The following is a 24,273-nucleotide window of genomic DNA, read 5'->3' as shown; positions in this document are numbered from 1 at the left end:
TGGTCTCGACCGAACCAGGGAGCCACCGTGCCGAAGCCCGTCCGCACCACCGCCTGCGTCGCCGCGCTGCTCGCGCTCACCCTGGCACCGGCCACGGCCGCCTCCGCGGTGGAGGTCACGCCCACCGGTGGCGTCGTCCACGTCGACGCGCTGCGCTGGGTCGACGGCGCCCCGCAGCTGGAGACCCGCACCGCGACGAGCACCGCCGCCGCGACCCGGCTGCTGCGCACGCTGCAGGCCGACCCGCAGGTCACCTCCGCCCAGACCCGCACCCGGTACCAGCTGACCCCGACGCAGTCGCGGCCCCTGACCGGCCGTGGCCTGCTGACGACCGACCCGTTCCTGCGGCAGGCCTACCAGCTGACCTCGGTCGACGCCTACGGCGCCTGGACCACCACCCGGGGCGCCGGGGTCACCGTCGCCGTCCTCGACTCCGGCGTCGACGCCACCCAGCCCGAACTGGCCGGCCGGGTCGTCCAGGGCGGCAACTTCACGACCGAGGACGCCTACGTGGTCGGCGAGCACGGCACCGAGGTCTCCACCGTCCTGGCCGCCGCGTACGGCAACGGGGTGGGCGCCGCCGGGGTGGCGCCCGAGGCGACGATCCTGGCGATCAAGGTCTGCGAGACCGACGGCTGCGGCAGCGACGCGATCGTCGCGGGCATCAGGGCCGCCGTCGACCAGGGCGCCGACGTCATCAACATGTCCCTGGGCGGCAGCACCTACAACAAGACGCTGGCCGCCACGGTCGACTGGGCGATCGCGCAGGGCGTCGTCGTGGTGGCCGCGGCCGGCAACACCGGCGACAAGGGCAACCCCGTGGAGTACCCCGCCGGGTTCGACGGCGTGATCTCCGTGTCGGCGTCCACGACGACGGGCACCGCCGCGGCCTGGGCCCAGCACAACGACGCGGTGGACCTGAGCGCCCCCGGCGAGAAGGTCGTGGCCGGGGCCCCGGCCTCGCAGGACCACGCGGTCGTCGGCGTCTACGGCACCTCGTTCTCCGCCCCGCAGGTCGCGGGCGCGGCCGCGCTGGTGCGTGCGGTCGCCCCCGCCGCCGACGTCGCCACCGTCGGGACCTGGCTGAAGGGCACGGCCACCCCGCAGTCGTGGGGCAGCGGTTACGGCACCGGGATGCTCGACGTCGCCGCCGCCGTGGACGTCGCGGCGAAGAGCACGAACTCGAGCCCCGTTCCCGCGCCCGCGCCGGTGGTCGTCGAGCGGGGCAAGCGCACCGTCCGCGCGAAGTAGTCAGCCCGAACCGGTCACCGCGAGGGCCGCGCGAACTCCGTCCCGTCCAGTCCCTCGAGCAGTTCGCGCAGCGAGTCGAACACCGAACCCGCCCCCGCGCCGGTGAGTTCCTCCACCGAGAAACCCCCGGTGCGCACGGCGACGCTGGGCATCGACGCGTTCTGCGCGGCCTCGCAGTCCCACGCCGAGTCCCCCAGCACGACTCCCGCGTGGCCCGAGACCTGTTGCAGCGCAGCCTGCAGCAGGTCCGGGGCGGGTTTGGTGGACTCGGCGTCCTGCGACGTCGTCCACCCCGCGACGACGTCGCGGGCGTCGAGCAGGTCGAGGAACGCGTCGACGTGCTGCGGCTGCCCGGAGGAGGCCAGCACGACCGTCCAGCCGCGGCGGCCGAGTTCGACGAGCAGGTCGCGCGCGCCGTCGAACGGCCGCACCTCGGGCAGCAGCGGGTCGAACTCCTCGGTCCAGGCGTCGCGGGCCGCGTCGCCGTGCGCAGCCTCGAACTCCTCCCCGGCGACGGCCGGGACCAGCTGGTCCCCGCCCATCCCGATGGCCCGGTGCAGCCGCCACACCGGCAGCGTCAGGTCGAACCGGCGGAACGCGCGGTACCAGGCGAGGGCGTGCTGGTAGTTGGTGTCGACGAGGGTTCCGTCGACGTCGAGGATCGCGGTGTCGGGCACGGTGTGATCTCCAGGGCTAGGCGGCGATGTCGACGCAGAACATCTTGCGGGGGTCCTGCAGCAGGGCGGGTGGCTGGACGTCCTCGCGCGCGGCGCGACCGTTCCACCGCACCCGTCGGCGGTGGCGCACGGTGAACCCCTTGCGGGTCTCGAACTCGTACTCCCCCATCACCTCCCCCAGCAGCAGCGCGCGCTCGTGCTCGATCGGGACGGCGACCTCGTCGCCGGGGGCGAGTTCGTGGACGAAGGTGTCCAGGACGCGCAGGTCCTTGCCCGGCCGCCTGCCCGGCGCGACCTCCTTGAGCAGCTGCCGCAGCGTCGACCCCTCGGCCGCCCCGCGCACGTCGACGTCGATCCCGGACTCGGTGCCCAGCCCCACGATCCCGTCGGTGAGGAACTCCCCCAGGGATTCGGCCGAGGCCGGGCGCACCACCCAGACCAGCCGCCCCGCCGACCGCTGCGGGGGTTCCAGCGACGGCGGGTCGGGCCACACGTAGGGCAGGTCGTCGGGTTCGGCGTCGCCGAACAGCGGCCGGTAGATCGCGGGGTCCTTGCGCAGCAACGCCGACCGGTGGCTCAGGTGCAACGCCTCGTCGCCCAGCCACGGCGGCATCGGGATCTCGTGCTGGGGAACGCCGACGACCTCGGGGGCGAACTCGGAGATCAGCCGCCGGGTCGAGTCCGCACGTCCCGTCCGCGTCCACTCCGCGACGCAGGCCAGGCCGTAGGACACCAGCGCGGGTGTGCAGCCGCGCCACATGCGGACCGCGGGGTGGTTGGCCCAGCCGTAGTCGGGCAGCTCCAGAGCCCGCAGGACCTGCAGCGTCTCGACCCGCTGCTTGCCCAGCCGGGGGCCGTCGAGGACCGCCGCTGACCGGGCGAAGTCGGCGTACGGGAGGAACGTCTGCACCCGTTCACCGTCGCGCGACCCCGCCCGGCCCGCACCCCGAGAGCGACCTCAGTACCCGGCGGACAGGTCCACGAGGCCGAGCAGTTCCTCCCCGGCGGCGAAGCGGCGGACGTTCTCCTCCACGCGGTCGGCCAGCGCCGCCACCCGCAGGACCGCCGGGTTCGTCGAGTGCGGGGTGATGATGCAGCGCGGTTCGGTCCACAGCGGGTGCCCGTCCGGCAGCGGCTCGGGGTCGGTGACGTCGAGCGCGGCCCCGGCGATCGTCCCGTCGGCCAGCGCCGCCACGAGGGCGTCGGTGTCGACCAGGGAGCCGCGGGCGATGTTGACCAGCCAGCCGTCCGACCCCAGCGCGGCCAGCTCGTCGGCCCCCACCAGGGCCTGCGTCTGCGACGTCGCCGGCGCGGCGAGGACGACGTGGTCGGCGACCTCGAACACCTCGGCGACGCGGTCGGCCGCCCAGGTCTCGTAGGCGCCCTCGACGGGCAGCCCACGCCGGGTCACGGCCAGGACGCGGGCTCCCAGACCCAGGAAGGCCGGGATCATCGCCTTGCCGATGCCCCCGGCGCCGACGATCGCGATGGTCGATCCGCGCAGGGTCCCCTGCACGCCGTCGAGGGTGGCGTTGTCCCAGGTCTGCAGCCGGGCGGCGCGGCCGATGCCGCGCACCCCGGCCAGCAGCAGGGCGACGGCGCCTTCGGCGACGGCGTGCGAGTAGGCGCCGGTGGCCGAGGTCCACGTGCGCTGCTCGTCCAGGACGCCGGAGGAGACCCAGCTCTCGATGCCCGCCGAGGGCAGCTGCACCCAGCGGATCCCCTCGTGCAGCTCGGGCAGGTCGCCGTGGCCGCCGGCGACGACGAGGGCCTCGGCGTCGGCGAGGGCGACGACCTTGCCGCCACCACGCTCCACCGCCTCGACCAGCTGCGGGTTCTCCTGGGGTCCGACGTGGACGGCGGGGGTGGGCAAGGCGCGCTCCTCGATCAGCTCTGCTCGGTGGCCCCCACCCTAGGCCCCCACCCGTCGGCGCTCTCGGCGCTGCGGGTGCAGTCGCGTCCGGCGTGCTTGGCCGCGTACAGGGCGGCGTCGGCCGCGACGAGGGCCTGGTGGGCGCTGGTCACCTCGTCCAGGGTGGCGCAGCCGGCGGAGAAGGTCGTCGCCCCGCCCTGCTCGGCCCAGGTCTGCCGCAGCCGGGCGACGACGTCGACGGCCACCGCGTTCCCGCTGCCGTGCAGCAGCAGCACGAACTCCTCCCCGCCGAACCGGGCCGCGTAGTCCCCGCGGCGCAGGCCCGCGGCCAGCACGGCGCCGAACTCGCGCAGGACCTGGTCGCCGAAGGCGTGCCCGCGCGAGTCGTTGACCTGCTTGAAGTGGTCCAGGTCGCACACGACGACGGTGTCGCCGGGCGCCAGCAGCGTCATCCGGTCCTCGAGGTCGCGCCGGTTGCCGATGGTCGTCAGCGGGTCGGTGCGCGCGTCGCGCACCAGCAGCTCGGCCGCCAGGCGCTGGCGGCGGGCGCCGACGGCCAGCAGTTCGCTCACGAGGACCCACACGCAGGCGACGACGACGGTGCGGACGGCGACCTGCGGCGTCACGGGCTCGGACGTGAGCAGGTACAGCGGCACCGCGGCGGGCAGCAGCCAGTACGCGGTGCGCTGGGGCAAGAAGACGCCGCAGTACACGAAGGAGAGGACGAAGAGCGGGACGTAGGCGCCGGCGGCCTCCTCGGTCGTGGCGCCCAGCACCGCCAGCCCGATCATCTGCAGCAGCGGGAAGGCCAGGGGCGCGCGCGGCGGCAGCCTCGCCCAGGGCACGGCCGTGCCGGCGGCGAGCAGGCCGAGGCCGGCCGCACCGAGGGCGAGCAGGACCAGCCAGCCATCCGGCGGCAGCCCCAGCAGCGGAGCGGTCAGGACGACGAGCAGACCGGTGAGCAGGAGGAGGCCGCGGCCGGCGACGACGGCCGGGCCGCCCGAGCGCCACCGCTGCGGCAACCGCCCGCCCCAGCGGCGCCACCACGACCGGGTGATCGTCTCCCCGAGAGGGTCCCGAGCCCGCGCCACCTGTCCCACCACCCCGCGACGTTCCACGATCGTTGCGCGACACCTTGCCACGAGTCCGCGCCGTCGCGGGACAGGTTCCCGGGTGCGGTGACCGCGGCCCGGTCGTACGGTCGCGCGTGTCCCTGAACCCGCGTCCCGAGGTCCTGGTCTTCGACGTCAACGAGACGCTGTCCGACACGGCGGCGCTGTCCGACCGGCTGTCGGCCGTCGGCGCCGCTCCCGCGAGCGCCGCGAGGTTCCTGCCCTCGGTGCTGCGCGACGGTTTCGCGCGCACGCTGCGCGACGACCCGCTGCCGTTCGCCGAGATCGCCGGTGACGTCCTGCGCAGCGAACTGAGCGGACACGCCGACCGTGCCCTGGACGAGGACGTGGAGTTCGTCCTCGGCGCGTTCGAGGAGTTCGGTGTCCACCCCGACGTCCCCGACGGGGTGCGCCGGCTGCGGGAGAACGGGTTCGTCACGGTCGCGTTCACGAACGGCTCCCGCGCGACCTGCGAGTCCCTGCTGGAGCGCACCGGGATCCGTGAGCAGTTCACGCACGTCCTGTCGGTCGAGGACGTCGGGTACTGGAAACCCCACGAGGCCGCCTACGGCCACGTGCTGGACGTCTGCTCGGTCGACGCCCGGGACGTGCTGTTCGTGGCCGTCCACCCGTGGGACCTCGACGGCGCCGCCGCGACCGGCATGCGCACGGCCTGGATCGACCGCGCGGGTTCGGCCTACCCGCGCCGCTCGACCCCGCCGACGTTGACGGTGCGGGGCGTGGACGACCTCGCGGCGGCCGTGGTCTGACCCGTCAGCCGCCGGCCCGTACGGGTCCTGGCCTGCGCCTGCGCGGGAACGGCCAGGTCCGGGTCGAGCAGCCCCTCGGCCTCCCGTTCGGCCAGGTGCAGGCGTTCGCGCGCCGCGGCGTCCGCCGACTCCGACACCCGGCTGGGGTCCAGGAACACCTGGGTGATCGTCGGCACCCGCCGGCGCATCTCCTCCTCGCAGCGCGTGCAGATCGCCTCGACCTGCGCGGCGGTGAGTTCGGCGGCGAACTGCACGCGGCCGGCCACCAGGACGTTCTTCGGGCCGAGCTGCATCGTCAGGACCTCCTGCACGCGCACGATCCCGGGTTCCCCGCCCAGCACGCGCACGGCCTCGACCCGCACCGCCGGATCGGCCGCCTCGCCGATGAGCAGTTCCTTGGTGTCCCGGCCCAGCAGCACCGCGACGACCGCCAGCAGCGCGCCGATGACGATGGAACTCAGCGCGTCCCACACGTTCGAGCCCGTCACCTGGTGCAGCACCGTGCCCGCGACCGCCACGAGGACCCCGAGGACGGCGATGCTGTCCTCGCTGGCGACGGTCTTCACCGTCGGGTCCGGGCTGCGCACGACGTAGGTCAGCAACCGGCGTCGCGCCGTGGCGGCCTCCCGCACGACCTGCCGCAACGCCTTCAGCAACGATCCGCCCTCGAGCAGGATCGACAGCCCGAGGATCGCGTAGATCACCACGAAGTGCCGCGTCGAGGTCTCCTCGGCCTCACCCGTCAGCGACGAGATCCCCTCGGCGATGGAGAACACGGCCCCGGACAGGAAGATCCCCACGGCCGCCAGCAGCGACCAGAAGAACCGCTCCTTGCCGTACCCGAAGGGGTGGGTGCGGTCCGCGGGCCGGTCGGCGCGGCTGAGCGAGAGCAGCAGGAACGCTTCGTTGAGGGTGTCCGCCACCGAGTGCGCCGCCTCGGCCAGCAGGGCGCTGGACCCCGTGACCGCACCGCCCACGCCCTTCGCGACGCCGACCCCGACGTTCGCCAGCAGGGCCACCAGCACGGTGCCCCGGGTCTCCTCCGCCACGTCCCCGGTCTACGCGCCTCCGGACCGGTTCGCCCGTCGAAGCAGTTCGGGTGCCCGGCCCGGCGGGGTCAGCCCCGGCCGAGGAGCTTGTCGACCAGGCGGGCGAAGAACCCCTTCTTCACCGGTTCGACCGGCTCCTCCACCCGCGCGGGCGGGACGACCGACGGACGCGGCGCGGCGACGGGGGCGGGCTGCGGCGCGGCGACGGGGGCGGCGGCGGGGGCGGCGACGGGGGCGGGTTGCGGCGCGGGTTCGTGGGCGCGGGTCGCGTTCAGCGTCCCCTTGAGCTCCTGCTCGGGGGTGTAGCTGGCCTCCCCGAGGATGGACGCGGCGAACAGCAGCTGGGAGGCCTGCACGGGCGCGACGGTCTGCGCGCCCGTCGACCGGGGCTGGACGGCGGCGTCCGGCGTCTCGTCGAGGGTGGACATGACTGCTCCCTGTGGTTCGAGGGCGGTCGCCCTGGCGGTGACCGTGTGACCTGAGTCATCGACCGGTACCCGGTCCCGCTGGAGGCACACCACCCGTCCGGACGCCTGCGACCCTTTCGTCATGGACACCTCGGCCCTGAGCCACAGCTACACCATCGCCCTGCCCGCCTGGGTCGACGACGAACTCGCCGACGTGCCGACCGTGCTGCCCAGCCGTGAGGACCGGATGGCCCTGGTGCACCGCCTGGCCGCCCGCAACTTCCGCGAGGGCAACGGCGGCCCCTTCGCCGCGATCGTCGTCGACAGCGACTCCGGGCAGGTCGTCTCGGTCGGCGTCAACGTCGTGCTCTCGACCGGCATCTCCTCCGGCCACGCCGAGGTCACCGCGCTCGGCCTGGCGCAGGCCCGCACCGGTTCCTGGGACCTGGGTGCCGGTGGTGCCCGCCGCGAGCTCGTCGTCAACTGGCGTCCCTGCGCCCAGTGCTACGGCGCGACGCTGTGGTCGGGGGTGCGCACGCTGGTCGTCGCCGGTTCCGGCCCGGAGCTGGAGGAGATCACCGGTTTCGACGAGGGCCCCGTCCGCGACGACTGGGCCGAGCAGTTCGAGGCCCGCGGGATCGCGGTCGTCACCGACGTCCTGCGCGAGGAGGCGCTGGACGTCTACCGCGACTACGCCGCGCACGTCGCGCAGACCGACGCGGTCGTCTACAACGCCCGCAACTGACCGGGCGTCGTCCGCAGGCCGTCAGCGGAAGGAGCCGTTCCGAGCGCGCTCCCGGGGTGGACGCGGAAGCGGCGCACCGTTCGGGAGGCGCGCGGCGACGAGGTGCCCCGGTCCGCCGGGGACCAGGTCCTGCCCCAGCGCCTGGTGGCCGGCCCGGGTCGCCGACGTGCTCAGCAACGGGCCGCTGCGGCCGATGGGTCCCCGTGCGCGCACCTGACCTGCAGGAGCTGCGCCCGGGCGACTTCATCAAGGTCCGCGGCAGCTCCAACCCGCTGCACGACGGCGGCAAGGCCGTCGTGGTCGCGGTCCACCGCGAGCAGAGCCCGCCGTGGCGCGTCGTCGCGCTCGACGTGCGCTACTCCGCGCGCGGGCAGGCCATCCGCGTCGAGATCGCCGGCTCCGGCGAACTGGCCCGCTGGGAGACGCCGTGGGCCCCGGCGCACACGGTGGAGGACGAACCGGCACGTCGCGAGTTCATCTCCCCCGGCGCCGCCGAGGTCACCGCACCCACCTCGCGGCGCAAGCTCGTCGTCGGTGGGCTGGTGGCCCTGGCGGTGCTCGGCGCCCTGGGCACCTGGGAGCACCGGCGCGCCGAACCGAACCCGATCGTGGTGCAGCGCGCGCTGCAGGAGGCCGTCCGCGGCACGGGCACCTCGACCGGCACCCCCACCGCGACACCCACCGCCTCCCCGTCGACCCGCGCGGCGCTGCTGTCGCCGGTCGTGGCGTACGCGGCCGGCCCGGTGCCGGTGATCGCCGGGATCGACGGGACGAACCCGGTCCCGCTGGCCGGGATCGAACCCGCGCCGGGGTGCCGGGACCAGTACGTGCACGACCTGCTGTCCTTCCTGCCGGTCGGCCAGCAGGTCGAGGTCGAGGGGGCCGGCTGGCTGCGCACCGACGACGGTCTGGACGTCAACGCCGAACTCGTCCGCACCGGGGTCGCGGTTCCGGTGACCGCGACGGCCGGCGACTCGGCCACCGACGCCGAGAACCTGGCGGTCCTGCAGGAACTGGCCACCGACGCGCCGCACTGCTGACACCTCCGGTCCGTTGCGGGACCCGTCCGCACCCGACAGGGTGGGGGCACCACGACCCGGGGGGTTCCGATGCGCCGACGTGTCCTGCTGTCCGCCGCCGTCTCGGCGGTGGCCGCACCGCTGCTGTCCCCACCCGCGCAGGCCGCCGTGCGCGCGTTGCCCAACGCCCACGCGCACAACGACTTCGAACATCCGCGGCCGTTGTTCGACGCCCTCGAGCGGGGTTTCACGAGCATCGAGGCGGACGTCTGGGTCGTCGGTGACCAACTGCTCGTCGGGCACGAACCCTGGCAGTTGCGCAGCGCCCGGACGCTGCAGTCGCTGTACCTGGACCCGTTGCGGCGCAACCCCTCACCGGTGAACCTGCTGGTCGACGTCAAGACCGGCGCCGAACCGGGCTGGGCCCGTCTGCACTCCGTCCTGCAGGGGTGCGGCGACCTCCTCACCACGTGGTCGGCGGACGGAACGCGCACGCCCGGGGCGGTCACCGTCGTCGTCACCGGGAACCGCGCGATCGAGTCGATGGCCCGGCAGGCCGTCCGCTCCGCCGCCGTGGAGGGGCGCGCCCAGGACGCCACCGGTCCGTGCTCCGCCGAGTTCATGCCGGAGATCGGCGTGGACTGGTCGACGACCTACCGGTGGCGGGGTGAGGGGCCGATGCCCGCCGGCGAACGCGCCGCGCTGCACGGACTCGTCGCCGCGACCCACCGCGCGGGCCGCAGGCTCCGGTTCTGGGCGACCCCGGACGAGCCCGGCCCGGCCCGGACGGCGGTGTGGTCCGAACTCCTGGCCGCGGGCGTGGACCGCCTGAACACCGACGACCTCGACGGGCTGGCGCAGTTCCTCACCGGTCAGGGCCGCAGGTAGATCCTCCGCCGGTGCAGGACAGCCGCGATCGCGCCCCACACCAGCAACGCCAGCACGGTGAACGACAGTTGCGGGTGACCCGCCACGGCCACCGTGTCGGCCACGCGCTGGGCGAGGTTCCGGCCGTCCGCACCCGCGTGGTGACCGAGCAGCGCCATGACCACGTGCGATCCGAAGTAGACCAGCAAGCTGTTGCGGCCCAGCGCCTCCAGCGGCCACACGACACGACGCAGCCCGGTCGGCGCCGAGGGCCGGTCCAGGAGGAGGTGGCCGAGCAGCAGCGCCAGGCAGACCCCGGCGCCGACCAGCAGGGCGAACGGCGGGGTCCACAGCCGCTTCATCAGCGGGACGGCCTGGCCCGTGAGGAGTTCGGGAACCCACGTCGTGGCGGCCGCGAGCGCCAGGAACCCGGCCACGACGAGCAGCACCGGGCGCAGGCAGGCGCGGGGTCCGGGGCGGGACAGCACGAGGTGCCCGACGGTGGCGCCGGCCGCGGCGCTCACGCAGGCGCCGAGGGTGGCGAGCAGACCTTCCGGGTCGTGCCCGGCGGCACCCTGCCAGTACACGTGCGGCGCCCCGAACACCGCGAGGTCGACGACTCCGGACGGGTTGCACTCCCGGGTCAGTTCCCCGCCCGCGCACGTGGTGGCGAACCAGGCCAGGACCGTCGTCCAGGTCACCGCGAGAACCGTCGTGACGACGAACCAGCCGCGCGCCGACCGGGTCAGCAGGTGCCCCAGCACGATCACCACGACCACTCCGGCGTACAGCTGCAGGACGCCGGTGAACCGCCAGGTCCCGGGGTCCCACGCGTTCGTGGTGAGGGCATTGTAGAGCAGCCCGGCGGCGACGAGGACGAGGACGCGGCGGGCCAGCGTCCGCACGTTCGTGCGCCGGTGCATCGCGAAACCCAGCCCGCAGCCGGTGAGCGTGACGAACACCGGGAACACCAGGTCCAGGCCGTTCACCCCGACCCATCCGGCGTGGTCGAACCAGGCAGGCGTGGCGAGCAGGCTGTTGACGCCCACGCTGACGCACAGCATGAGCCCGCGGACGACGTCGAGGCTGGTGACCCGGCGCGACGGGGTGCGCGCGGCCGGGGTCTGCACCGCGGCCGCCGGGTCGGTCGAACTGGTCACCCGGTCACTGTGCCATCACGGGCTGCGAGGATGTGGGCGTGCGAGGGGTCCGGGGCGTTGCGGTGCTCACCGCCGTCCTCGTCCTCGCCGGCTGCTCGGCCACCGAGGTGCCCGACCGGGGCATCGACCGGGGCATCGACCTGGTCGTCAGCCCCCACCCCGACGACGAGCTGGAGGCGTGGTCGCTCGTCGACGACGAGCAGTACACGGTCTTCCTCACCATGACCCACGGCGAGGCCACCGTGAACTGCTCGCCCGCCGAGGTCGCCCGCAACACCCAGACGGCCTGGGGCGAGGACGAACCCGATCCCGTGCCGCAGGGTCCCGGGACGCCGTCGTGCGCACAGGCCCGCATCGGCAGCTGGAACGCGTTCCTCGACGCGGCCACCGGGATCACCGGCCTGCAGTCCCGGGTGGCCGAGATCGCCGGCCACGACGCGCAGCTGTGGTGGTCGGACACGCAGGCCCGCGTCGCCGTCGACGGCGGCGACGGGCAGCTGACGCCGGAGGTGGTCACGCGGGCGGTCGCCGACGTCCTGGCCCTGCGCGGCGACGCACTTCCCGACGCCGACGTGCGGCAGGTCGTCGGCGCCGCCTACACCAACGACCCGCCCGCCCGCGGCGACGACGCCTACGCCCTCTACCGCCACCCCGACCACTGGGCCGTGCGCGACGCGCTGCTGGCCCTGGACGAGCCGGCCTGCGTGGCGACCTGGCCGACCGATCCGGCCGCGACCCGCCACGAGCGGGTGGACGAGGCGACGTACGAGCAGTTCACGGCTCTGGGCGAGGAGGTGGAACCGGGGAACCCCGAATCGGTGCGGCGCACCGGGTCCTTCCAGCGGATCTACGGCTGGCTGGCGTTCCCGCGCTCGTACTGGACGCCGACCGACCTGCCGGTCCCCGACGCCGACGGGCAGCCGCTCGTCATGGCCCAGGAGCAGACGTTCACCTGCAACTGATCCAGGCGGGCGTCGGCAGCGGTGGGTTGCCGGCGGGTTCGGGCAGCCAGACCGGCCCTTCGCAGGGCATCTCGACCGCGACGACCGACCCGATCCGCACGATCCGCCCGACCGAGGACCGTTGCGGCCCGGTCAGCTGTTCCACGAGGGCGAGCTTGCCCTCGCGGGTGGCGCTGGCCCCGTCGATGCGGGTGTCGACGACGACCCACCGGGCCTCGACCGACTCGCCGTTCCCGAGCACCCGCACGGTGTGGTCGGCGACGAGGTAGGGCCCGGCGCCGTTGTCGGCGGCGACGACCGACCCGGCGGGGATCTCGGCCGAGACGGCGAGCAGGTCGCGGGTGGCCTGCGAGGGGCGCCAGGTGTCGGCATCGAGGGGGTTGGCGACGAAGTTCGCGCGCTGGTAGCTCCACCCGGCGCACACCAGGCTCAGCGCGACGACCACCGGCAGCCACCGTCGACGTCTGCGCAGCACGTCCACCAGGGCCAGGAAGACCATCGGCATGAGCACGGCGTCGTAGTGGAACCGCGTCGACCAGTAGCTCTCGTAGGGCGACAGCAGCCGCCACGCCAGCGTCGGCAGCGCCACGAGAGCGATCGGCGACCCCACCCACAGCACGCCGCCGGTCAGCAGGACCGCGGCCGGCAGCTCCAGCCGGGGCAGCACGTCACCGGACCAGCTGAAGGGCTCCGGGGGCGCACCGTCGAAGCGGATCTCGAACAGCGGGACGACGTGGTCGGGGTTGCGCCAGGCGATGACCGCGAACGCCGCGACGGTTCCCAGCACCGCGAGCACCGCGGTGGCGGCGGCGAACCAGCGGAACCTGCCCCGCGCCAGCAGGAACACCACGAACGCGACCGCGACGACCGTCGGTCCCTGGTCCTCCTTGACCAGCAGCAGCGGCAACGACCAGCCCAGCGCCGCCGTCCACCGCCGCTGCAGCAGCGCCGCGCACGACGCCGCCACCAGCGGGGTGGCGAAGCACACCTCGTGCACGTCGAGGCGGGCGACGTTCACGACGCCGTACGACACCGTGAACAGCCCGGCCACGACGAGCGCCGGGCCGGGCCCCAGGACGCGCCGGGCCGCGCGGTGCACGATGCCCGCGGCCACCGCGAGCGCCGCGGCCTGCACGACGACGAGCGAGCGCGGGTCCGGCCACACCCACCACGCCGCGCCCCACAGGACGGTGACGGGGCTGAAGTGCTCGCCCAGCAACGGCAGGCCGCGGATCGCGCTGAACGGCAACCGCCCGTCGGCCCACGACTGCGCGGCCTGGCTGAAGACCCCGAGGTCGTACGCTCCCGACCGCCCCACGTTCCAGCGTGCGAGCCCCACCCACGCCAGGGCGAGGAAGGCGAGGAGCGGGACGAGCAGGGTGGCGGGTCTGGTCTTCACGGGTCCTCGTGGCGGGGCGGGAACCGGCACGCCGCCTGGTGCTGCGCGCCGGGCGACGTACCGGTACGGGCGGAACGTCGCTGCAACGTAACGTCACCAACCGGGTACGGTCCCGTGACGTGGCCGTCCGCAGCACGCACGCAGTCCGGGCGGTGGTCCTCACCGGCCTCCTCCTCCTGGCCGTCTTCGCCTTCGGCTGGCGGCTGGGTCGCGCCACCTCGACGGGTGACGAACTCGTCTACCGCGGTGCGGCCGCGGCGTACCTGCGCGGCGACTTCTCCCTGAACCAGGAGCATCCGCCGCTGGCGAAGTGGCTCATCGCGCTGGGGCACTCCCTCGGCGACGGCTCGCTGGTCGACGACCGGGCGCCCGCGGCCGTCTGCGGGGTCCTCACCGCGGCCGTCCTGTTCGCCGTGGCGCGACGCTGCGGCGGGTTCTGGACCGGTGCCGTGGCGGCGGGGCTGTGGTGCGCGCTGCCGCTGGCCCCCGGCGTCGTGCCGTTCCACCTGGACCGGCGGGCGACGCTGGAGGCGCCGCTGCTGCTGTTCACCGCGCTGGCGGTGCTGGCCGCGCAACGGGTCGCCGAGGCCCCGCGGCGCGACGGCCGCTGGGTGCTGCTCGGGGTGGCGGTGGGGGCCGCGACGGCGTCCAAGCTGACCGGCGCCGTCGTCGCGGTCGTCGCGCTGGCCGTCCTCTTCCCGTTGCGCCGCAGCCTCACCGGCGTGGTGCTGGCCGCCGTGAGCGCCCTGCTGGTGTTCGTCGCGACCTACCTGCCGTTCGGTCCGGTGCTGCCGGACGCCCTGCGCTACGTCGTGGAGTTCCAGCTGCAGCACGCCGACGACGGTGCCGTGCAGTCGGTCGCGGGCACGCTGTACCGGTTCCCGCCGTGGTGGAGCGCGTGGTGGTTCCAGTCGCGCTACCTCGGCTGGCTCGGTGTCGCACTGCTGTGGGGGCTGGCCGTGCTCGGCGCCACCCGCTGGTCGCGGCCGGCCGTGCGCCCGGTCGTGGTGGCGCTCGCGGGCTTCACCGTGGCCGTCGTCGCCAGTCCGCTGAAGCTGCCGCAGTACCACGACGTGCTGGTGCCGCCCCTGGTCGTGCTGGCCGCCGTGGGGCTGACGCAACTGGCCCGGTGGTGGCTGCCCGGGCGGATCGTCGCCGCCGCGGCCGCGGTCGCGCTGCTCGTCGTGGCCGTCCCGCACCTGGCCGCCCTGGCCCGCACCGGACCCGACGGCTACACCCGCGTCGCCGCGCTGCTGGCCGACCGCCCCGGCACGGTCGTCGTCTGGGGCGACGTGCCGGCCTTCGCCGCGTCCCTGCCGAACCGGGTGGTCGGCACGACGGTGCCGGACTGCTCGGCCGTCGCGCTGGTCGTCGACCCGACCGTGGCCGACCGGATGCCGGACGCCGACGTCGCCGCGTGGGCTGCGTGCGACCTGGCGCCGCCGGTCGAGGTCGACCGGTTCACCGTGCGTCTTCAGAACGCGGCCCCCCGGGTCGCCGCGACCGGAGGCGCAGGGTGAGGATGACCCGGTGGAAGACACCGCAGGTACCACCCGCACGTCCGAGTTGCGGGTGCTGCGGGACGTGACGGACCTCGACGACGTCCTGGTCCGCGCGCTGCGAGCGGTCCAGCAGGCCGTGTGCATCGCGGACGTGACACTGCCCGACGAGCCCGTGGTGTGGGTCAACGACGCCTTCACGCTGACGACCGGGTACCTGGCGAGCGAGACCGTGGGCCGCAACTGCCGCTTCCTGCAGGACCACCTGGCCGAGGCGGGGTACGACGTGGCCGGTCCGGCCGCGCGGATCCGCGCGCTGGTCCGCGAGCGCCGTTCGGGAACCGTCGTCATCCCCAACCGCCGCCGGGACGGCACCGTCTTCCTCAACGAGCTGTCGCTGTCCCCGCTCACCGACCCCCTCGGCCGCGTGCGCCACTACGTCGCCGTCCAGCGGGACGTGACGACGCGCGTGCAGGCGCAGCGGGCGCGCGACACGGCGCACGCGGAGGCCGCAGCCCTGGCCGACCAGCTGCAGCGTCAGCTGGTGCCGGCGCGGTTGCCCGCGGTGCCCGGCCTGGACCTCGCCGTCCGCTACCACCCCGCGACCCGGGCCGACGGCTCGCGCGGGGAGGTCAGCGGTGACTTCTACGACCTGCGGGTGCTGCCGGGCGGGGACGCGATCGCCGTGATCGGTGACGTGTCCGGTCGCGGTCCGCGCGCGGCGGCGACCACGGCCGCCCTGCGCTGGGCGGTGCGCGGGGTGGCGGGGGCGACCAGCAGTCCCGCGCGGCTGCTGGGTCTGGTGGCCGACGCCGTGCACGACGCCCTCGACGACCGGTTCGCGACGGTCGCCGCCGTGAAGGTGCCCCCGGCGAACACCCCGGTCACCGTGGCGCTGGCGGGACATCCGCAGCTGCTGCTGCTCCCCGCGGGTGGCGCGCCGCGCTTCGTCGGTCGGCCGGGCATGCTCCTGGGACCGTTCGGCGACGTGGACCTGCACGACGAGACCGTCGACCTGGAACCCGGCGACGCGCTGGTGCTCTACACCGACGGGGTCACCGAGGCGCAGTCGCCCGACGGCGAACTCCTCGGCGAGGAGGGGCTGCTCGCCGCCGTCGCGGGACGGGAACCGCAGGACGCGGAGGGGATCGCCGACGCGGTCCTGGCCGCGGTGGCCCGGCACGTCGGCGAGGGCCCGACCGACGACCTGACCCTCATGGTGCTGCGGCGGGTCGGCTGACGGCTCCCGGGTGGCTCACCGGGTCGGGGGGACGAACTCCGGAACGATCCCGGCGCGTTCGAAGGCCAGCAACGCGGCCCCGATCCGCCCGGCCCCGGTCCCCCAGCGCGCGGTGGTCAGCGGGGGCGCCGCACGCCAGGCCAGGAGCTGCCCGAGCTCGCCGGCGAGCGGGTCCAGCAGCGCCCGTCCCGCCCGCGAGACCCCACCGCCGAGGACGATCTCGGCCGGGTCGAGGAGCATCGTCAGCCCCTGCAACCCCAGGGCCAGCGCCCGCACGGCGTCGGCCCACACGGCGTCGGCGTGGGCGTCGGCGCCGAGCCGGGCGACGACCTCGGCGGTCGAGGACGCCGCCCGCCCGCCGCGGGCGGTGTAGCGCCGCAGCACCGCCGCCCCCGCGGCGTAGGCCTCCACGCAGCCGCGCTGGCCGCACGGGCACGGCTCACCGCCGGGGTGGACGATCACGTGCCCGAACTCACCGGCCGCCCCGCGGGCCCCGTCGAGCGCGACGCCGCCCACGACGATCGCGGCCGCGATGCCGGTGCCGACGGGGACGAAGACGAAGTTCCCGCCGGTACCCCCGCTGGTCACCGAGGCCAGGTGCTCGGCGCGGCCGGCCGCCCGCGCGTCGTGCCCGACGGCCACCGGCAGCCCGGTGGCCTCCTCCAGCACCGCACGCAGCGGGAACCGGCGCCAGCCCAGGTTGGAGGCGTAGACGATCGTTCCGGACGACTCCTCGACGGTGCCGGGGGCGCCCACGCCCACCGCCACGGGCTGCACGCCCCGCGCCGCGGCGTCCTGCGCGAGGTCGTCCAGCAGTTCCAGCAGGTTCTCCTCCACGTTCCGTCCCGCGGCCCGCGACGGCTCCTCCCGCAGCACCACCGACCGGCCGTGGGCGTCGACGACGGCTCCCTTGAGTCCCGTTCCGCCGACGTCGACGGCCAGCACGACTGCGGAATCCGTGGTCACGGCACAACCCTAGGTCGGCCCCGACGTGCCCGTTCGCCGCCGCGGGTCCTTGACCCGTCCACGCGTGGGCGGTTGGGTCGTCGGGAACGACCCGGTCCGCTGGCGACGATCGAGGAGACCCCGTGACCGACCTGCGCATCGGGCTCGTCGGAGCCGGCGCCATCAGCTACGCCCACATGCCCGCCCTGCTCGCCCTCGGCCGCGAGGTCGTGGTGTTCTCCGCCGTCGGGGCGCCCGAACTCGTCGCGGCGCACGGCGGGCGCGCCACCGTCGTGGACTCGTTCGAGGAGCTGCTCGGGCGCGTCGACGTCGTCGACGTCGCCACCCCGACGTCCACCCACGCCGGGTACGTGGAGGCAGCCCTGCGTGCCGGCAAGGACGTCGTCTGCGAGAAACCGCTGGCCCGCACCGACGCCGACGCCGCCCGGCTGGTCGCGCTGGCCGCCGAGCTGGGCCGCACGCTCCACCCCGGGCAGGTCGTCCGGTTCTTCCCCGAGTACGCGGCGCTGCAGCGCGAGGTGGCCGCCGGCCGGCTCGGCGAGCTGGCTGTCCTGCGGTTCTCCCGCTCCGGCGCGTTCCCCGTCCGCACCGCCTGGTTCGCCGACGACGAGCTGTCCGGCGGGATAGTGCTGGACCAGATGGTGCACGACCTCGACATCGCGCGCTGGCTGGCCGGGGAGGTGCGGACGGTCTCCGCGGTCCGCCGGTGTGCGGGGACGGCGGAGGCTCCCGTGCAGGCCGCGCACGTCCTGCTGACCCACGACTCAGGCGCGGTCAGCTCGGTCAGCGGGGTGTGGGGTCCGCAGCACCTGGCGTTCACGACGGGTTTCTCGGTGTCCGGGACCGGCGGCACGCTGAGCCACGACTCGCGCGCCGAGCGCGCCGTCACGACCGACCTGCCGGTCACCGCGGCGGCCGGGGCGCTCATCCCCGACATCGATCCCGCGGAGAGTCCTTACTACGTGGAACTCGCGGAGTTCCTCACCGCACTGGCGGGCGGGCCGCCGGCTCGCGTCACCGCCGCCGACGGTGCCGCGGCGGTCCGCATCGGCAACGCGGCCCTGGAGTCCCTGCGGACCGGCCAGCCGGTCACCCTGCACCCGATGGAGGTCCCCGCATGAAGGTCGGCGTGCTGTCCTTCGCCCACGTCCACGCCGCCGGCTACGTCCCGCGGCTGCTGGCCGAACCCGGCGTCGAGGTCCTGACCGCCGACCCCGCACCGTGGTCGGACCCCACGGAACTGCGTGGGAAGGCGTTCGCGGAACAGTTCGGCGCGCCCTACGTCGACTCCTACGAGGAGCTCTTCGCCTGGGGCCCGGACTGCGTCGTCGTCACCAGCGAGAACTCCCGGCACCGCGAGCTGGTGGAGGTGGCCGCCGCCGCGGGGGTGCACGTGCTGTGCGAGAAACCCCTCGCCACGACGCTCGACGACGCCCTGGCGATGCGCAAGGCCGTCCAGGACGCGGGGATCCTGTTCATGATGGCGTTCCCGGTGCGCTTCTCCAGCGCGTTCGCGCAACTGCGCGCCGCCGGGCTCGGGGAGGTGTTCGCCGTGCGCGGGGCCAACAACGGCAAGCTCCCGACGTCGCGCTCGTGGTTCACCGACCCCGGGCTGGCCGGCGGCGGGGCCCTGGCCGACCACGTCGTGCACCTCGCCGACCTGCTCGACGCCCTGCTGGGCGTCGAGGCCTCCTCGGTCACCGCGGTGACGAACCAGGTGCTGCACGGCGACCGGGCGCGGGCCGAGACCTCGGGGCTGGTGACCACCACCTACGCCAACGGCGTGGTCGCCGCGATCGACTGCTCGTGGAGCCTGCCCGACTCCGCCCCGAACTGGGGCGGTCTGCAACTGTCGGTGGCCGGTACCGAGGGCACCGTCGACGTCGACTTCTTCGGCGCCTCCGTGCGTGGGATCGAGGCGTCGGGTTCTCCGCTGGACCTGCGCTACGGCGCCGACCTCGACGCCGCGATGCTGTCGGCGTTCCTGGACGCGGTGCGGACCGGCGTCCAGCCCCAACCCGACCTGGAGGTGGGGCTGCGGACGTTGAAGGTCGTGCTGGCCGCGCAGGAGTCCGCGCGGACGGGGCGGACCGTCACGCTCGCCTGACCGGGGACCGGCCGTGCACGCCGACGGGTGCGCGGCCGGCTCCCGCCGTAGGCTGCCGCGGACGCGGACCCCGTTCAGGAGGGCGTCCCCGACCGGAGGGGAACCAGTCGGCGTGAGGCCACTGCCCGAACCCGACTTCCAGCGCGTCTTCGACGAGACCCCCGCCCCGCTGCTGCTGCTGACGCCGGACTTCGTCATCGTGCGGGCCAACCGGGCCCGGCTGGAGGTCACCGCCACGACGCTGGAGGCCACCGTCGGCCGCGGCCTGTTCGAGGTCTTCCCCATGAACCCCGACGATCCCGGCGCCGACGGGCTGGTGAACCTCCGCCGCTCCCTGAGCCTGGCCCGCGAGACCCGGCGCCCGCAGACGATGGCCGTGCAGAAGTACGACATCCCGATGCCCGACGGCAGCTACGAGGAACGGTTCTGGAGCCCGCGCAACGTCCCGATCCTCGACGAGCACGGCGAGGTCGTGCTGCTGCTGCACCGTTCCGACGACATCACCGAGTACGTGCGCGCCCGGAACGCGGCCCAGGTCTCGGCCGAGCTGAGCGAACGCCTGCGCGAACGCGCCGAACGCGTCGAGCACGACCTGTTCTCCCGCACCCGCGAGCTGGAGCAGCTCGTGGCCCACCTGGGGCGGGCCACCGCCCGCGCCGAGCTGCTGGCCGGCGTCACCAGCGAGCTGACCAGCACCCTGGACGGTGAGGAGGCCGTCGGCCGCCTGGCTCCGCTGGTGGTGCCCCTGCTGGCGGACTGGTGCGTCGTCAGCCTGGTCACCGACGAGCGGCGCGGGACGCGGTCTCTGCGCGACGTCGGCAGCTGGCACGCCGAGGAGGCGATGCGCCCGGTGGTGGCCGAGTACGCCGCCACCCGCCTGCAGGTGCTGCGGCCCGGCTCGCTCCTGGACCAGGCCCTGTCCACCGGCCGGCCACAGGTCCAGCCCTCGCGGGCGCTGGAGTACCTGACCTCGGTGCTGCCACCGGGCCGGGCCCGCGACCTCGTCACCGAACTCGCCCCGGAGTCCCTGCTCGTCCTCCCGCTGCGCGCCCGCGGACGGACCCTGGGGGTGCTCATGCTGGCCAACGGCGCCGCCCGCAGCCCGATCACCGCGGAGGAGACCGCCACCGCGACCGACATCGCCGGACGGGCCGGGCTGGCCCTGGACAACGCCCGCCTGTACCGGCAGCAGCGCGAACTCGCCGAGACCCTGCAACGGTCGCTGCTCACCGAGCCGGCGCAGCCGGACCACCTCGAGGTCGTGGTGCGCTACACCCCGGCCGCGGAGTCCGCGCAGGTCGGTGGGGACTGGTACGACTCCTTCGTCCAGCCGTGCGGCACGACGATCCTGACCATCGGTGACGTCCTGGGCCACAACACCGACGCGGCGGCGGCCATGGCCCAGGTCCGGTCGCTGCTGCGCGGGATCGCCGTGGCCGGCGACGCCGGGCCCGCCGCCGTCCTGGCCGGCGTGGACCGGGCCATGGTCACCCTCGACGTGGGAACCACCGCGACGGCGGTGGTGGCGCGGCTGGAGCAGACCGAGCAGGAGGCGCAGCGGGGGGTGCGGCGGCTGGTGTGGTCCAACGCCGGGCACCCGCCACCCGTCCTCGTCTCGCCCCGGGGAGAGGTCTCCCTCCTGCAGGCCCGGGCCACCGAACTGCTCCTCGGGGTGGTTCCCGAGGTACCCCGCAGCGAGAGCGTCGCCGTGCTGGAGGCGGGCTCGACCGTCCTGTTCCACACCGACGGACTCGTCGAACGTCGCGGCGAGGCGCTGGACGACGGCCTCGCCCGCCTGACGCGGTGCCTGGGCAGGCTCGCCCCGCAGGACCTCGCCCTCGACGCCCTGTGCGACGCGGTCCTGCAGCAGATGCTGCCCGAGCGGCCGGAGGACGACGTGGCGCTGCTGGCGGTACGGCTGCACCCGCAGGACTGACCACCCGGGTCGTCACCTTGACACATGCCCATACGGGTATATGTTGTCGTCCGTGGCCCGCGCAACGACGACCTCGGACGTCTTCAACGCGATCGCCGAGCCGCAGCGACGGCAGATCCTGGCCCTGCTGCGCTCGGGTGAGCTGCCGGTGACCGAGGTGGCCCGGGAACTGGGGATGCCCCAGCCGGGGGTCTCCAAGCACCTGCGCGTGCTGCGCGAGGTCGGGCTGGTGCGGGACCGCAAGGCCGGCAGGCAGCGCCTGTACGGCCTCGACGCCCGGGGCCTGCGGTCGGTGCACGAGTGGACCGGCGGTTTCGAGCGGTTCTGGAACGCCGGCTTCGACCGGCTGGACGCGTACGTGCAGGAACTCCCGGATGCGACGGAGGAGTAGCTGATGAGCACGCAGACCGACCGCGAGATCACCATCACCCGGGTGATCGACGCCCCACCGGAACGGGTCTTCGAGGCCTTCACGCAGGTGCGGCACCTGTCGCGCTGGTGGGGGCCGGAGGGTTTCACCACCACCACGCGGTCCTTCGAGTTCCGTGTGGGCGGTGAGTGGGAGTTCGTCATGCACGGGCCGGACGGGACGGACTACCCGGAGTGGATCACCTGGACGGAGATCACGCCGCCCGTGTCGATCTCGTTGCGGCACGGCGAGTTCCGCGACGACCCCAACGCCTTCGAGTCGGTCTTCGCCTTCACCGCCGACGGGAGGGGAACCCTGCTCCGGATGCGCACCGTCTTCCCCACCGCCCAGGCGCGCGACGAGGCGGTCGAGAAGTACCACGCGATCGAGGGCGGCCGGCAGACCCTGGACCACCTGGCCGCCCACGTCACCGAGGGACTGCCGACCGCGTAGAGCGTCGCGGTGTCCGGGTCACCCACCTCACGGACGCCGTCCACCCGCGGCGGTGCCGGACGGGTGACGGCCGTTCCAGTCCCGCCGCCCTCCTGCCGAAGTACCCAGGGTGACGAAGGACCCCACCATCCACGACGTGCTGCGCGAGGGCGCGGTGCACAGCGAGTTCCAGCCGATCGTCGACCTGGACTCCGGCGCCGTGGTGGCCTACGAGGCGCTGGCCCGTGGACCGCAGGGGCCGTTGCACCGTCCGGACCAGCTGTTCGCCGCGGCCCGCGCCGCCGGGGTGCTCGCGGAGCTGGACCAGGCGTGCCGGGCCGCGGCCCTGCGCGGTGCCGTCGAGCACTCCCTGGTCGCCCCGCTGACGCTCTTCGTCAACGTCGAACCCGAGGTCCTGGACTCCGCCCCGCTGCCGGAGCTCATGGCGCTCGCCGAGGGTGCCCCGGGTGGGCTGCGGGTGGTCGTGGAGATGACCGAGCGCGCGCTGGCGGCCCGGCCGGCCGAGCTGCTGCGCACGGTCGCCCGCATCCGCGAACTGGGCTGGGCCATCGCCCTGGACGACGTCGGCGCGGACGCCATGTCGCTGGCCTTCATGCCGCTGCTGCGGCCCGACGTCGTGAAGCTGGACCTGCGCCTGGTGCAGGACCGGCCCGGGCCCGCCGTCGCGCAGATCATGAACGCCGTCAACGCCTACGCCCAGGAGTCCGGCGCGCTCGTGCTGGCCGAGGGCATCGAGGACGAGGGGCACCTGCTCACCGCCCGCGCGCTGGGCGCCCACCTGGGTCAGGGCTGGATGTTCGGCCGGCCCGCCGCGCCGCCGCCCCCGGCGCTGACGGTCGGTCAGCTGGTGCTGCCGCCGGTCGTGCCCGTCGCCGACGCCTCGACGACGTCGCCGTTCGCGGTGCTGCCCGTCGGCACCCCGCTGCGGCGCGCGCCCAAGGCGCTGCTGGTGGAGCTCAGCAAGCAGCTCGAACGCGAGGCGATGCGCCTGGGCGAGACGTGCGTGGTCGCCTCGACGTTCCAGGAGGCCCGCCACTTCACCCCCGCGACCCGCAGCCGCTACCGCGACCTGGCCGACCGGGTCGGTTTCGTCTGCGCGCTCGGTGAGGACCTGCCCGCCGGTGTCCTCGAGGGGGTGCGCGGCGCTCCGTTCGACCCGCAGGATCCCGTCCGCGGCGAGTGGGACGTCGTCGTGCTGGCCCCGCACTTCGCGGCCGCGCTGCTGGCCAAGGACCTCGGCGACGAAGGTCACGACCGCGAGCGGATGTTCGACTACGCCCTGACCTACGACCGGGCCACGGTCGCCGCGGCGGCGCACTCGCTGCTGTCCCGCGTCGCGCCGCGGGTTCCCGAAGCACCCGCCGCCCTGCCCGCGCCTAGCCCGGCGAGCGCCCCTGCCAGCGCCATCGCCACCGCGGCGGCCACCGCCCGGCTCACCAGCACGTCCGAGGCGATCCTGCAGCGCGCCCTGTCCGCGACCACGAGCGGCGTCGCGATCGCCGACGTGCTGCGCCCGGACCACCCGCTGATCTACGTGAACTCCGCGTTCGAGACGCTCTCGGGGTGGCGCGCCGAGGAGGTGCTGGGGCGCAACTGCCGTCTCCTGCAGGGCCCCGACACCGACCGCGCGGTCGTCGACGCGATGCGCGCGGCCATCGCGCAGGGGCGGGAGTACCGCGGCGTGCTGCTCAACCACCGTGGGCCGCAGCGCATCCCGTGGTGGAACGAGGTGCACCTGGCACCCGTCGTCGACGGGACCGGGCGCGTCGTGCAGTACATCGGCGTCCAGCACGACGTCACCGAGCGGGTGCGGGCGCAGCAGCAGCTGGAGGTGGAGCGGGAACGCTCGCGCGCGTACGTCCGGCGCATCGAGGAACTCGCGTTCACCGACCAGCTCACCGGGCTGCCCAACCGGCGCCACGCCGAGGGCGTCGTGGAACCGGCGCTGCGCGACCCGCACACGACCGTCGCGCTGCTGTTCTGCGACCTCGACGGTTTCAAGTCGGTCAACGACGAGTTCGGCCACGCCGCCGGTGACGACCTGCTCGTGACGACGGCCCGCCGCCTGCGCCGTTCGGTGCCCGAGGGGATGCTGGCCCGGCTCGGGGGTGACGAGTTCATCGTGGCGCTGCCCGGGTTGCACCCCGACGCGGCCGCCGAGGCCGCCACCCGCCTCGCGCGGTCCCTGACGTACCGGCTGGCCGACCCGGTGCCGCTGGACGGGGCGCTGGACGGGGTGGAGGTGTCCGTCGGCGTGAGCATCGGCGTCGCGGTGGCCCCGCAGCACGGGCGGACCTTCGAGCAGCTCCTGCAGCACGCCGACCACGCGATGTACCGCGTGAAGAAGGAGCGGACCGCGGTCGGCTGACGCG

At 74.6% G+C, this 24,273-nt stretch carries 23 protein-coding genes; 14 read left to right on the top strand and 9 right to left on the bottom strand.

The genetic code is table 11. From position 1 onward, the window contains the following. The first annotated feature begins 27 nt into the window (after window positions 1–27). Window positions 28–1,251, top strand: a complete 1,224-nt coding sequence (locus ACRYR2_RS03465; protein WP_432561433.1) for a S8 family serine peptidase — start codon at window positions 28–30, stop codon at window positions 1,249–1,251. A gap of 14 nt (window positions 1,252–1,265) precedes the next feature. On the opposite strand, the gene ACRYR2_RS03460 is transcribed toward ACRYR2_RS03465, so the two are convergent. From ACRYR2_RS03460 to ACRYR2_RS03445, 4 genes are read right to left on the bottom strand one after another with little or no spacing between them, the layout of a single operon-like run. Further along, window positions 1,266–1,928 carry an HAD family hydrolase gene (locus tag ACRYR2_RS03460; RefSeq protein ID WP_432561432.1) on the bottom strand — a complete coding sequence of 221 codons (663 nt, stop codon included), beginning with the start codon at window positions 1,926–1,928 and terminating at the stop codon, window positions 1,266–1,268. A 16-nt stretch (window positions 1,929–1,944) separates the two neighbouring features. Beyond that, window positions 1,945–2,838 (bottom strand): MSMEG_6728 family protein, encoded by an 894-nt coding sequence (locus ACRYR2_RS03455; RefSeq protein WP_432561431.1) that lies wholly within the window; start codon window positions 2,836–2,838, stop codon window positions 1,945–1,947. A 48-nt stretch (window positions 2,839–2,886) separates the two neighbouring features. Continuing rightward, entirely contained in the window at window positions 2,887–3,801 is a 915-nt protein-coding gene (locus ACRYR2_RS03450) for a D-isomer specific 2-hydroxyacid dehydrogenase family protein (protein WP_432561430.1), read from the bottom strand. Between the two features lie 14 nt (window positions 3,802–3,815). Further along, a complete protein-coding gene (locus tag ACRYR2_RS03445) occupies window positions 3,816–4,892 on the bottom strand; it encodes a GGDEF domain-containing protein (RefSeq protein ID WP_432561429.1) in 1,077 nt (358 codons plus the stop codon). A gap of 116 nt (window positions 4,893–5,008) precedes the next feature. Here ACRYR2_RS03445 and ACRYR2_RS03440 point away from each other — a divergent pair, with 116 nt between their 5' ends. Continuing rightward, window positions 5,009–5,683, top strand: a complete 675-nt coding sequence (locus tag ACRYR2_RS03440; protein ID WP_432561428.1) for a haloacid dehalogenase type II — start codon at window positions 5,009–5,011, stop codon at window positions 5,681–5,683. Here ACRYR2_RS03440 and ACRYR2_RS03435 read toward each other — a convergent pair. Both ACRYR2_RS03435 and ACRYR2_RS03430 read right to left on the bottom strand, forming a co-directional pair. Then, window positions 5,611–6,732 carry a cation diffusion facilitator family transporter gene (locus ACRYR2_RS03435; protein WP_432561427.1) on the bottom strand — a complete coding sequence of 374 codons (1,122 nt, stop codon included), beginning with the start codon at window positions 6,730–6,732 and terminating at the stop codon, window positions 5,611–5,613. The two genes, ACRYR2_RS03440 and ACRYR2_RS03435, sit on opposite strands and share 73 nt — an antisense overlap. Window positions 6,733–6,800: 68 nt before the next feature. Beyond that, entirely contained in the window at window positions 6,801–7,160 is a 360-nt protein-coding gene (locus tag ACRYR2_RS03430; RefSeq protein WP_432561426.1) for a hypothetical protein, read from the bottom strand. Between the two features lie 121 nt (window positions 7,161–7,281). On the opposite strand from ACRYR2_RS03430, the gene ACRYR2_RS03425 reads away from it, so the two are divergent. The 3 genes from ACRYR2_RS03425 (at window position 7,282) to ACRYR2_RS03415 (ending at window position 9,791) form a co-directional block, all read left to right on the top strand. Continuing rightward, window positions 7,282–7,884, top strand: a complete 603-nt coding sequence (locus tag ACRYR2_RS03425) for a tRNA-specific adenosine deaminase (RefSeq protein WP_432561425.1) — start codon at window positions 7,282–7,284, stop codon at window positions 7,882–7,884. 203 nt (window positions 7,885–8,087) lie between these two features. Further along, window positions 8,088–8,924 carry a hypothetical protein gene (locus tag ACRYR2_RS03420; RefSeq protein WP_432561424.1) on the top strand — a complete coding sequence of 279 codons (837 nt, stop codon included), beginning with the start codon at window positions 8,088–8,090 and terminating at the stop codon, window positions 8,922–8,924. A gap of 69 nt (window positions 8,925–8,993) precedes the next feature. Then, window positions 8,994–9,791, top strand: coding sequence for a PI-PLC domain-containing protein (locus tag ACRYR2_RS03415; protein WP_432561423.1), 798 nt, complete (start codon window positions 8,994–8,996; stop codon window positions 9,789–9,791). Here ACRYR2_RS03415 and ACRYR2_RS03410 read toward each other — a convergent pair. After that, window positions 9,776–10,930 (bottom strand): heparan-alpha-glucosaminide N-acetyltransferase domain-containing protein, encoded by a 1,155-nt coding sequence (locus tag ACRYR2_RS03410; protein ID WP_432561422.1) that lies wholly within the window; start codon window positions 10,928–10,930, stop codon window positions 9,776–9,778. The two genes, ACRYR2_RS03415 and ACRYR2_RS03410, sit on opposite strands and share 16 nt — an antisense overlap. Before the next feature lie 38 nt (window positions 10,931–10,968). Between ACRYR2_RS03410 and ACRYR2_RS03405 the strand changes: the two genes are divergently transcribed. After that, the gene (locus ACRYR2_RS03405; protein WP_432561421.1) at window positions 10,969–11,892 is read left to right on the top strand and encodes a hypothetical protein; all 924 of its coding nucleotides are present in this window, start codon (window positions 10,969–10,971) and stop codon (window positions 11,890–11,892) included. Here ACRYR2_RS03405 and ACRYR2_RS03400 read toward each other — a convergent pair. Further along, window positions 11,879–13,291 (bottom strand): DUF2079 domain-containing protein, encoded by a 1,413-nt coding sequence (locus tag ACRYR2_RS03400; RefSeq protein ID WP_432561420.1) that lies wholly within the window; start codon window positions 13,289–13,291, stop codon window positions 11,879–11,881. The genes ACRYR2_RS03405 and ACRYR2_RS03400 overlap by 14 nt on opposite strands. Before the next feature lie 119 nt (window positions 13,292–13,410). Here ACRYR2_RS03400 and ACRYR2_RS03395 point away from each other — a divergent pair, with 119 nt between their 5' ends. Both ACRYR2_RS03395 and ACRYR2_RS03390 read left to right on the top strand, forming a co-directional pair. After that, the gene (locus tag ACRYR2_RS03395; RefSeq protein ID WP_432561419.1) at window positions 13,411–14,811 is read left to right on the top strand and encodes a glycosyltransferase family 39 protein; all 1,401 of its coding nucleotides are present in this window, start codon (window positions 13,411–13,413) and stop codon (window positions 14,809–14,811) included. 10 nt (window positions 14,812–14,821) lie between these two features. After that, on the top strand, window positions 14,822–16,030 hold the full coding sequence (locus ACRYR2_RS03390) for a PP2C family protein-serine/threonine phosphatase (protein WP_432561418.1): 1,209 nt from the start codon (window positions 14,822–14,824) through the stop codon (window positions 16,028–16,030). 15 nt (window positions 16,031–16,045) lie between these two features. Here the strand turns inward: ACRYR2_RS03390 and ACRYR2_RS03385 are convergent, their stop codons facing one another. Further along, a complete protein-coding gene (locus ACRYR2_RS03385) occupies window positions 16,046–16,996 on the bottom strand; it encodes an ROK family protein (RefSeq protein ID WP_432561417.1) in 951 nt (316 codons plus the stop codon). 122 nt (window positions 16,997–17,118) lie between these two features. Here ACRYR2_RS03385 and ACRYR2_RS03380 point away from each other — a divergent pair, with 122 nt between their 5' ends. From ACRYR2_RS03380 to ACRYR2_RS03355, 6 genes are all read left to right on the top strand, one after another. Further along, complete coding sequence (locus ACRYR2_RS03380) at window positions 17,119–18,117, top strand: Gfo/Idh/MocA family protein (RefSeq protein ID WP_432561416.1); 999 nt, start codon at window positions 17,119–17,121, stop codon at window positions 18,115–18,117. After that, entirely contained in the window at window positions 18,114–19,103 is a 990-nt protein-coding gene (locus ACRYR2_RS03375) for a Gfo/Idh/MocA family protein (protein ID WP_432561415.1), read from the top strand. The genes ACRYR2_RS03380 and ACRYR2_RS03375 overlap by 4 nt, the downstream gene beginning before the upstream one ends. 112 nt (window positions 19,104–19,215) lie before the next feature. Further along, complete coding sequence (locus ACRYR2_RS03370) at window positions 19,216–21,039, top strand: SpoIIE family protein phosphatase (protein ID WP_432561414.1); 1,824 nt, start codon at window positions 19,216–19,218, stop codon at window positions 21,037–21,039. A 52-nt stretch (window positions 21,040–21,091) separates the two neighbouring features. Next, window positions 21,092–21,430: an ArsR/SmtB family transcription factor gene (locus ACRYR2_RS03365; protein WP_432561413.1), complete on the top strand. Its 339-nt coding sequence runs from the start codon at window positions 21,092–21,094 to the stop codon at window positions 21,428–21,430. A gap of 3 nt (window positions 21,431–21,433) precedes the next feature. Continuing rightward, window positions 21,434–21,901, top strand: coding sequence for an SRPBCC family protein (locus ACRYR2_RS03360; RefSeq protein ID WP_432561412.1), 468 nt, complete (start codon window positions 21,434–21,436; stop codon window positions 21,899–21,901). 109 nt (window positions 21,902–22,010) lie between these two features. Continuing rightward, window positions 22,011–24,269 carry an EAL domain-containing protein gene (locus tag ACRYR2_RS03355; RefSeq protein WP_432561411.1) on the top strand — a complete coding sequence of 753 codons (2,259 nt, stop codon included), beginning with the start codon at window positions 22,011–22,013 and terminating at the stop codon, window positions 24,267–24,269. Window positions 24,270–24,273 lie beyond the last annotated feature (4 nt).

This window comes from Kineococcus deserti (assembly GCF_050871945.1).
Taxonomy (GTDB): Bacteria; Actinomycetota; Actinomycetes; order Actinomycetales; family Kineococcaceae; genus Kineococcus.
The sequence above is the reverse complement of the archived record's forward strand: the minus strand, read 5'-3'. Positions and strand labels throughout refer to the sequence as shown.

Bases quoted from the DNA above. Each gene is read 5' to 3' on its own strand.
- ACRYR2_RS03360 (WP_432561412.1), top strand. From the start codon at position 21,434: ATGAGCACGCAGACCGACCGCGAGATCACCATCACCCGGGTGATCGAC.
- ACRYR2_RS03375 (WP_432561415.1), top strand. From the start codon at position 18,114: ATGAAGGTCGGCGTGCTGTCCTTCGCCCACGTCCACGCCGCCGGCTAC.
- ACRYR2_RS03425 (WP_432561425.1), top strand. From the start codon at position 7,282: ATGGACACCTCGGCCCTGAGCCACAGCTACACCATCGCCCTGCCCGCC.
- ACRYR2_RS03430 (WP_432561426.1), bottom strand. From the start codon at position 7,160: ATGTCCACCCTCGACGAGACGCCGGACGCCGCCGTCCAGCCCCGGTCG.
- ACRYR2_RS03415 (WP_432561423.1), top strand. From the start codon at position 8,994: ATGCGCCGACGTGTCCTGCTGTCCGCCGCCGTCTCGGCGGTGGCCGCA.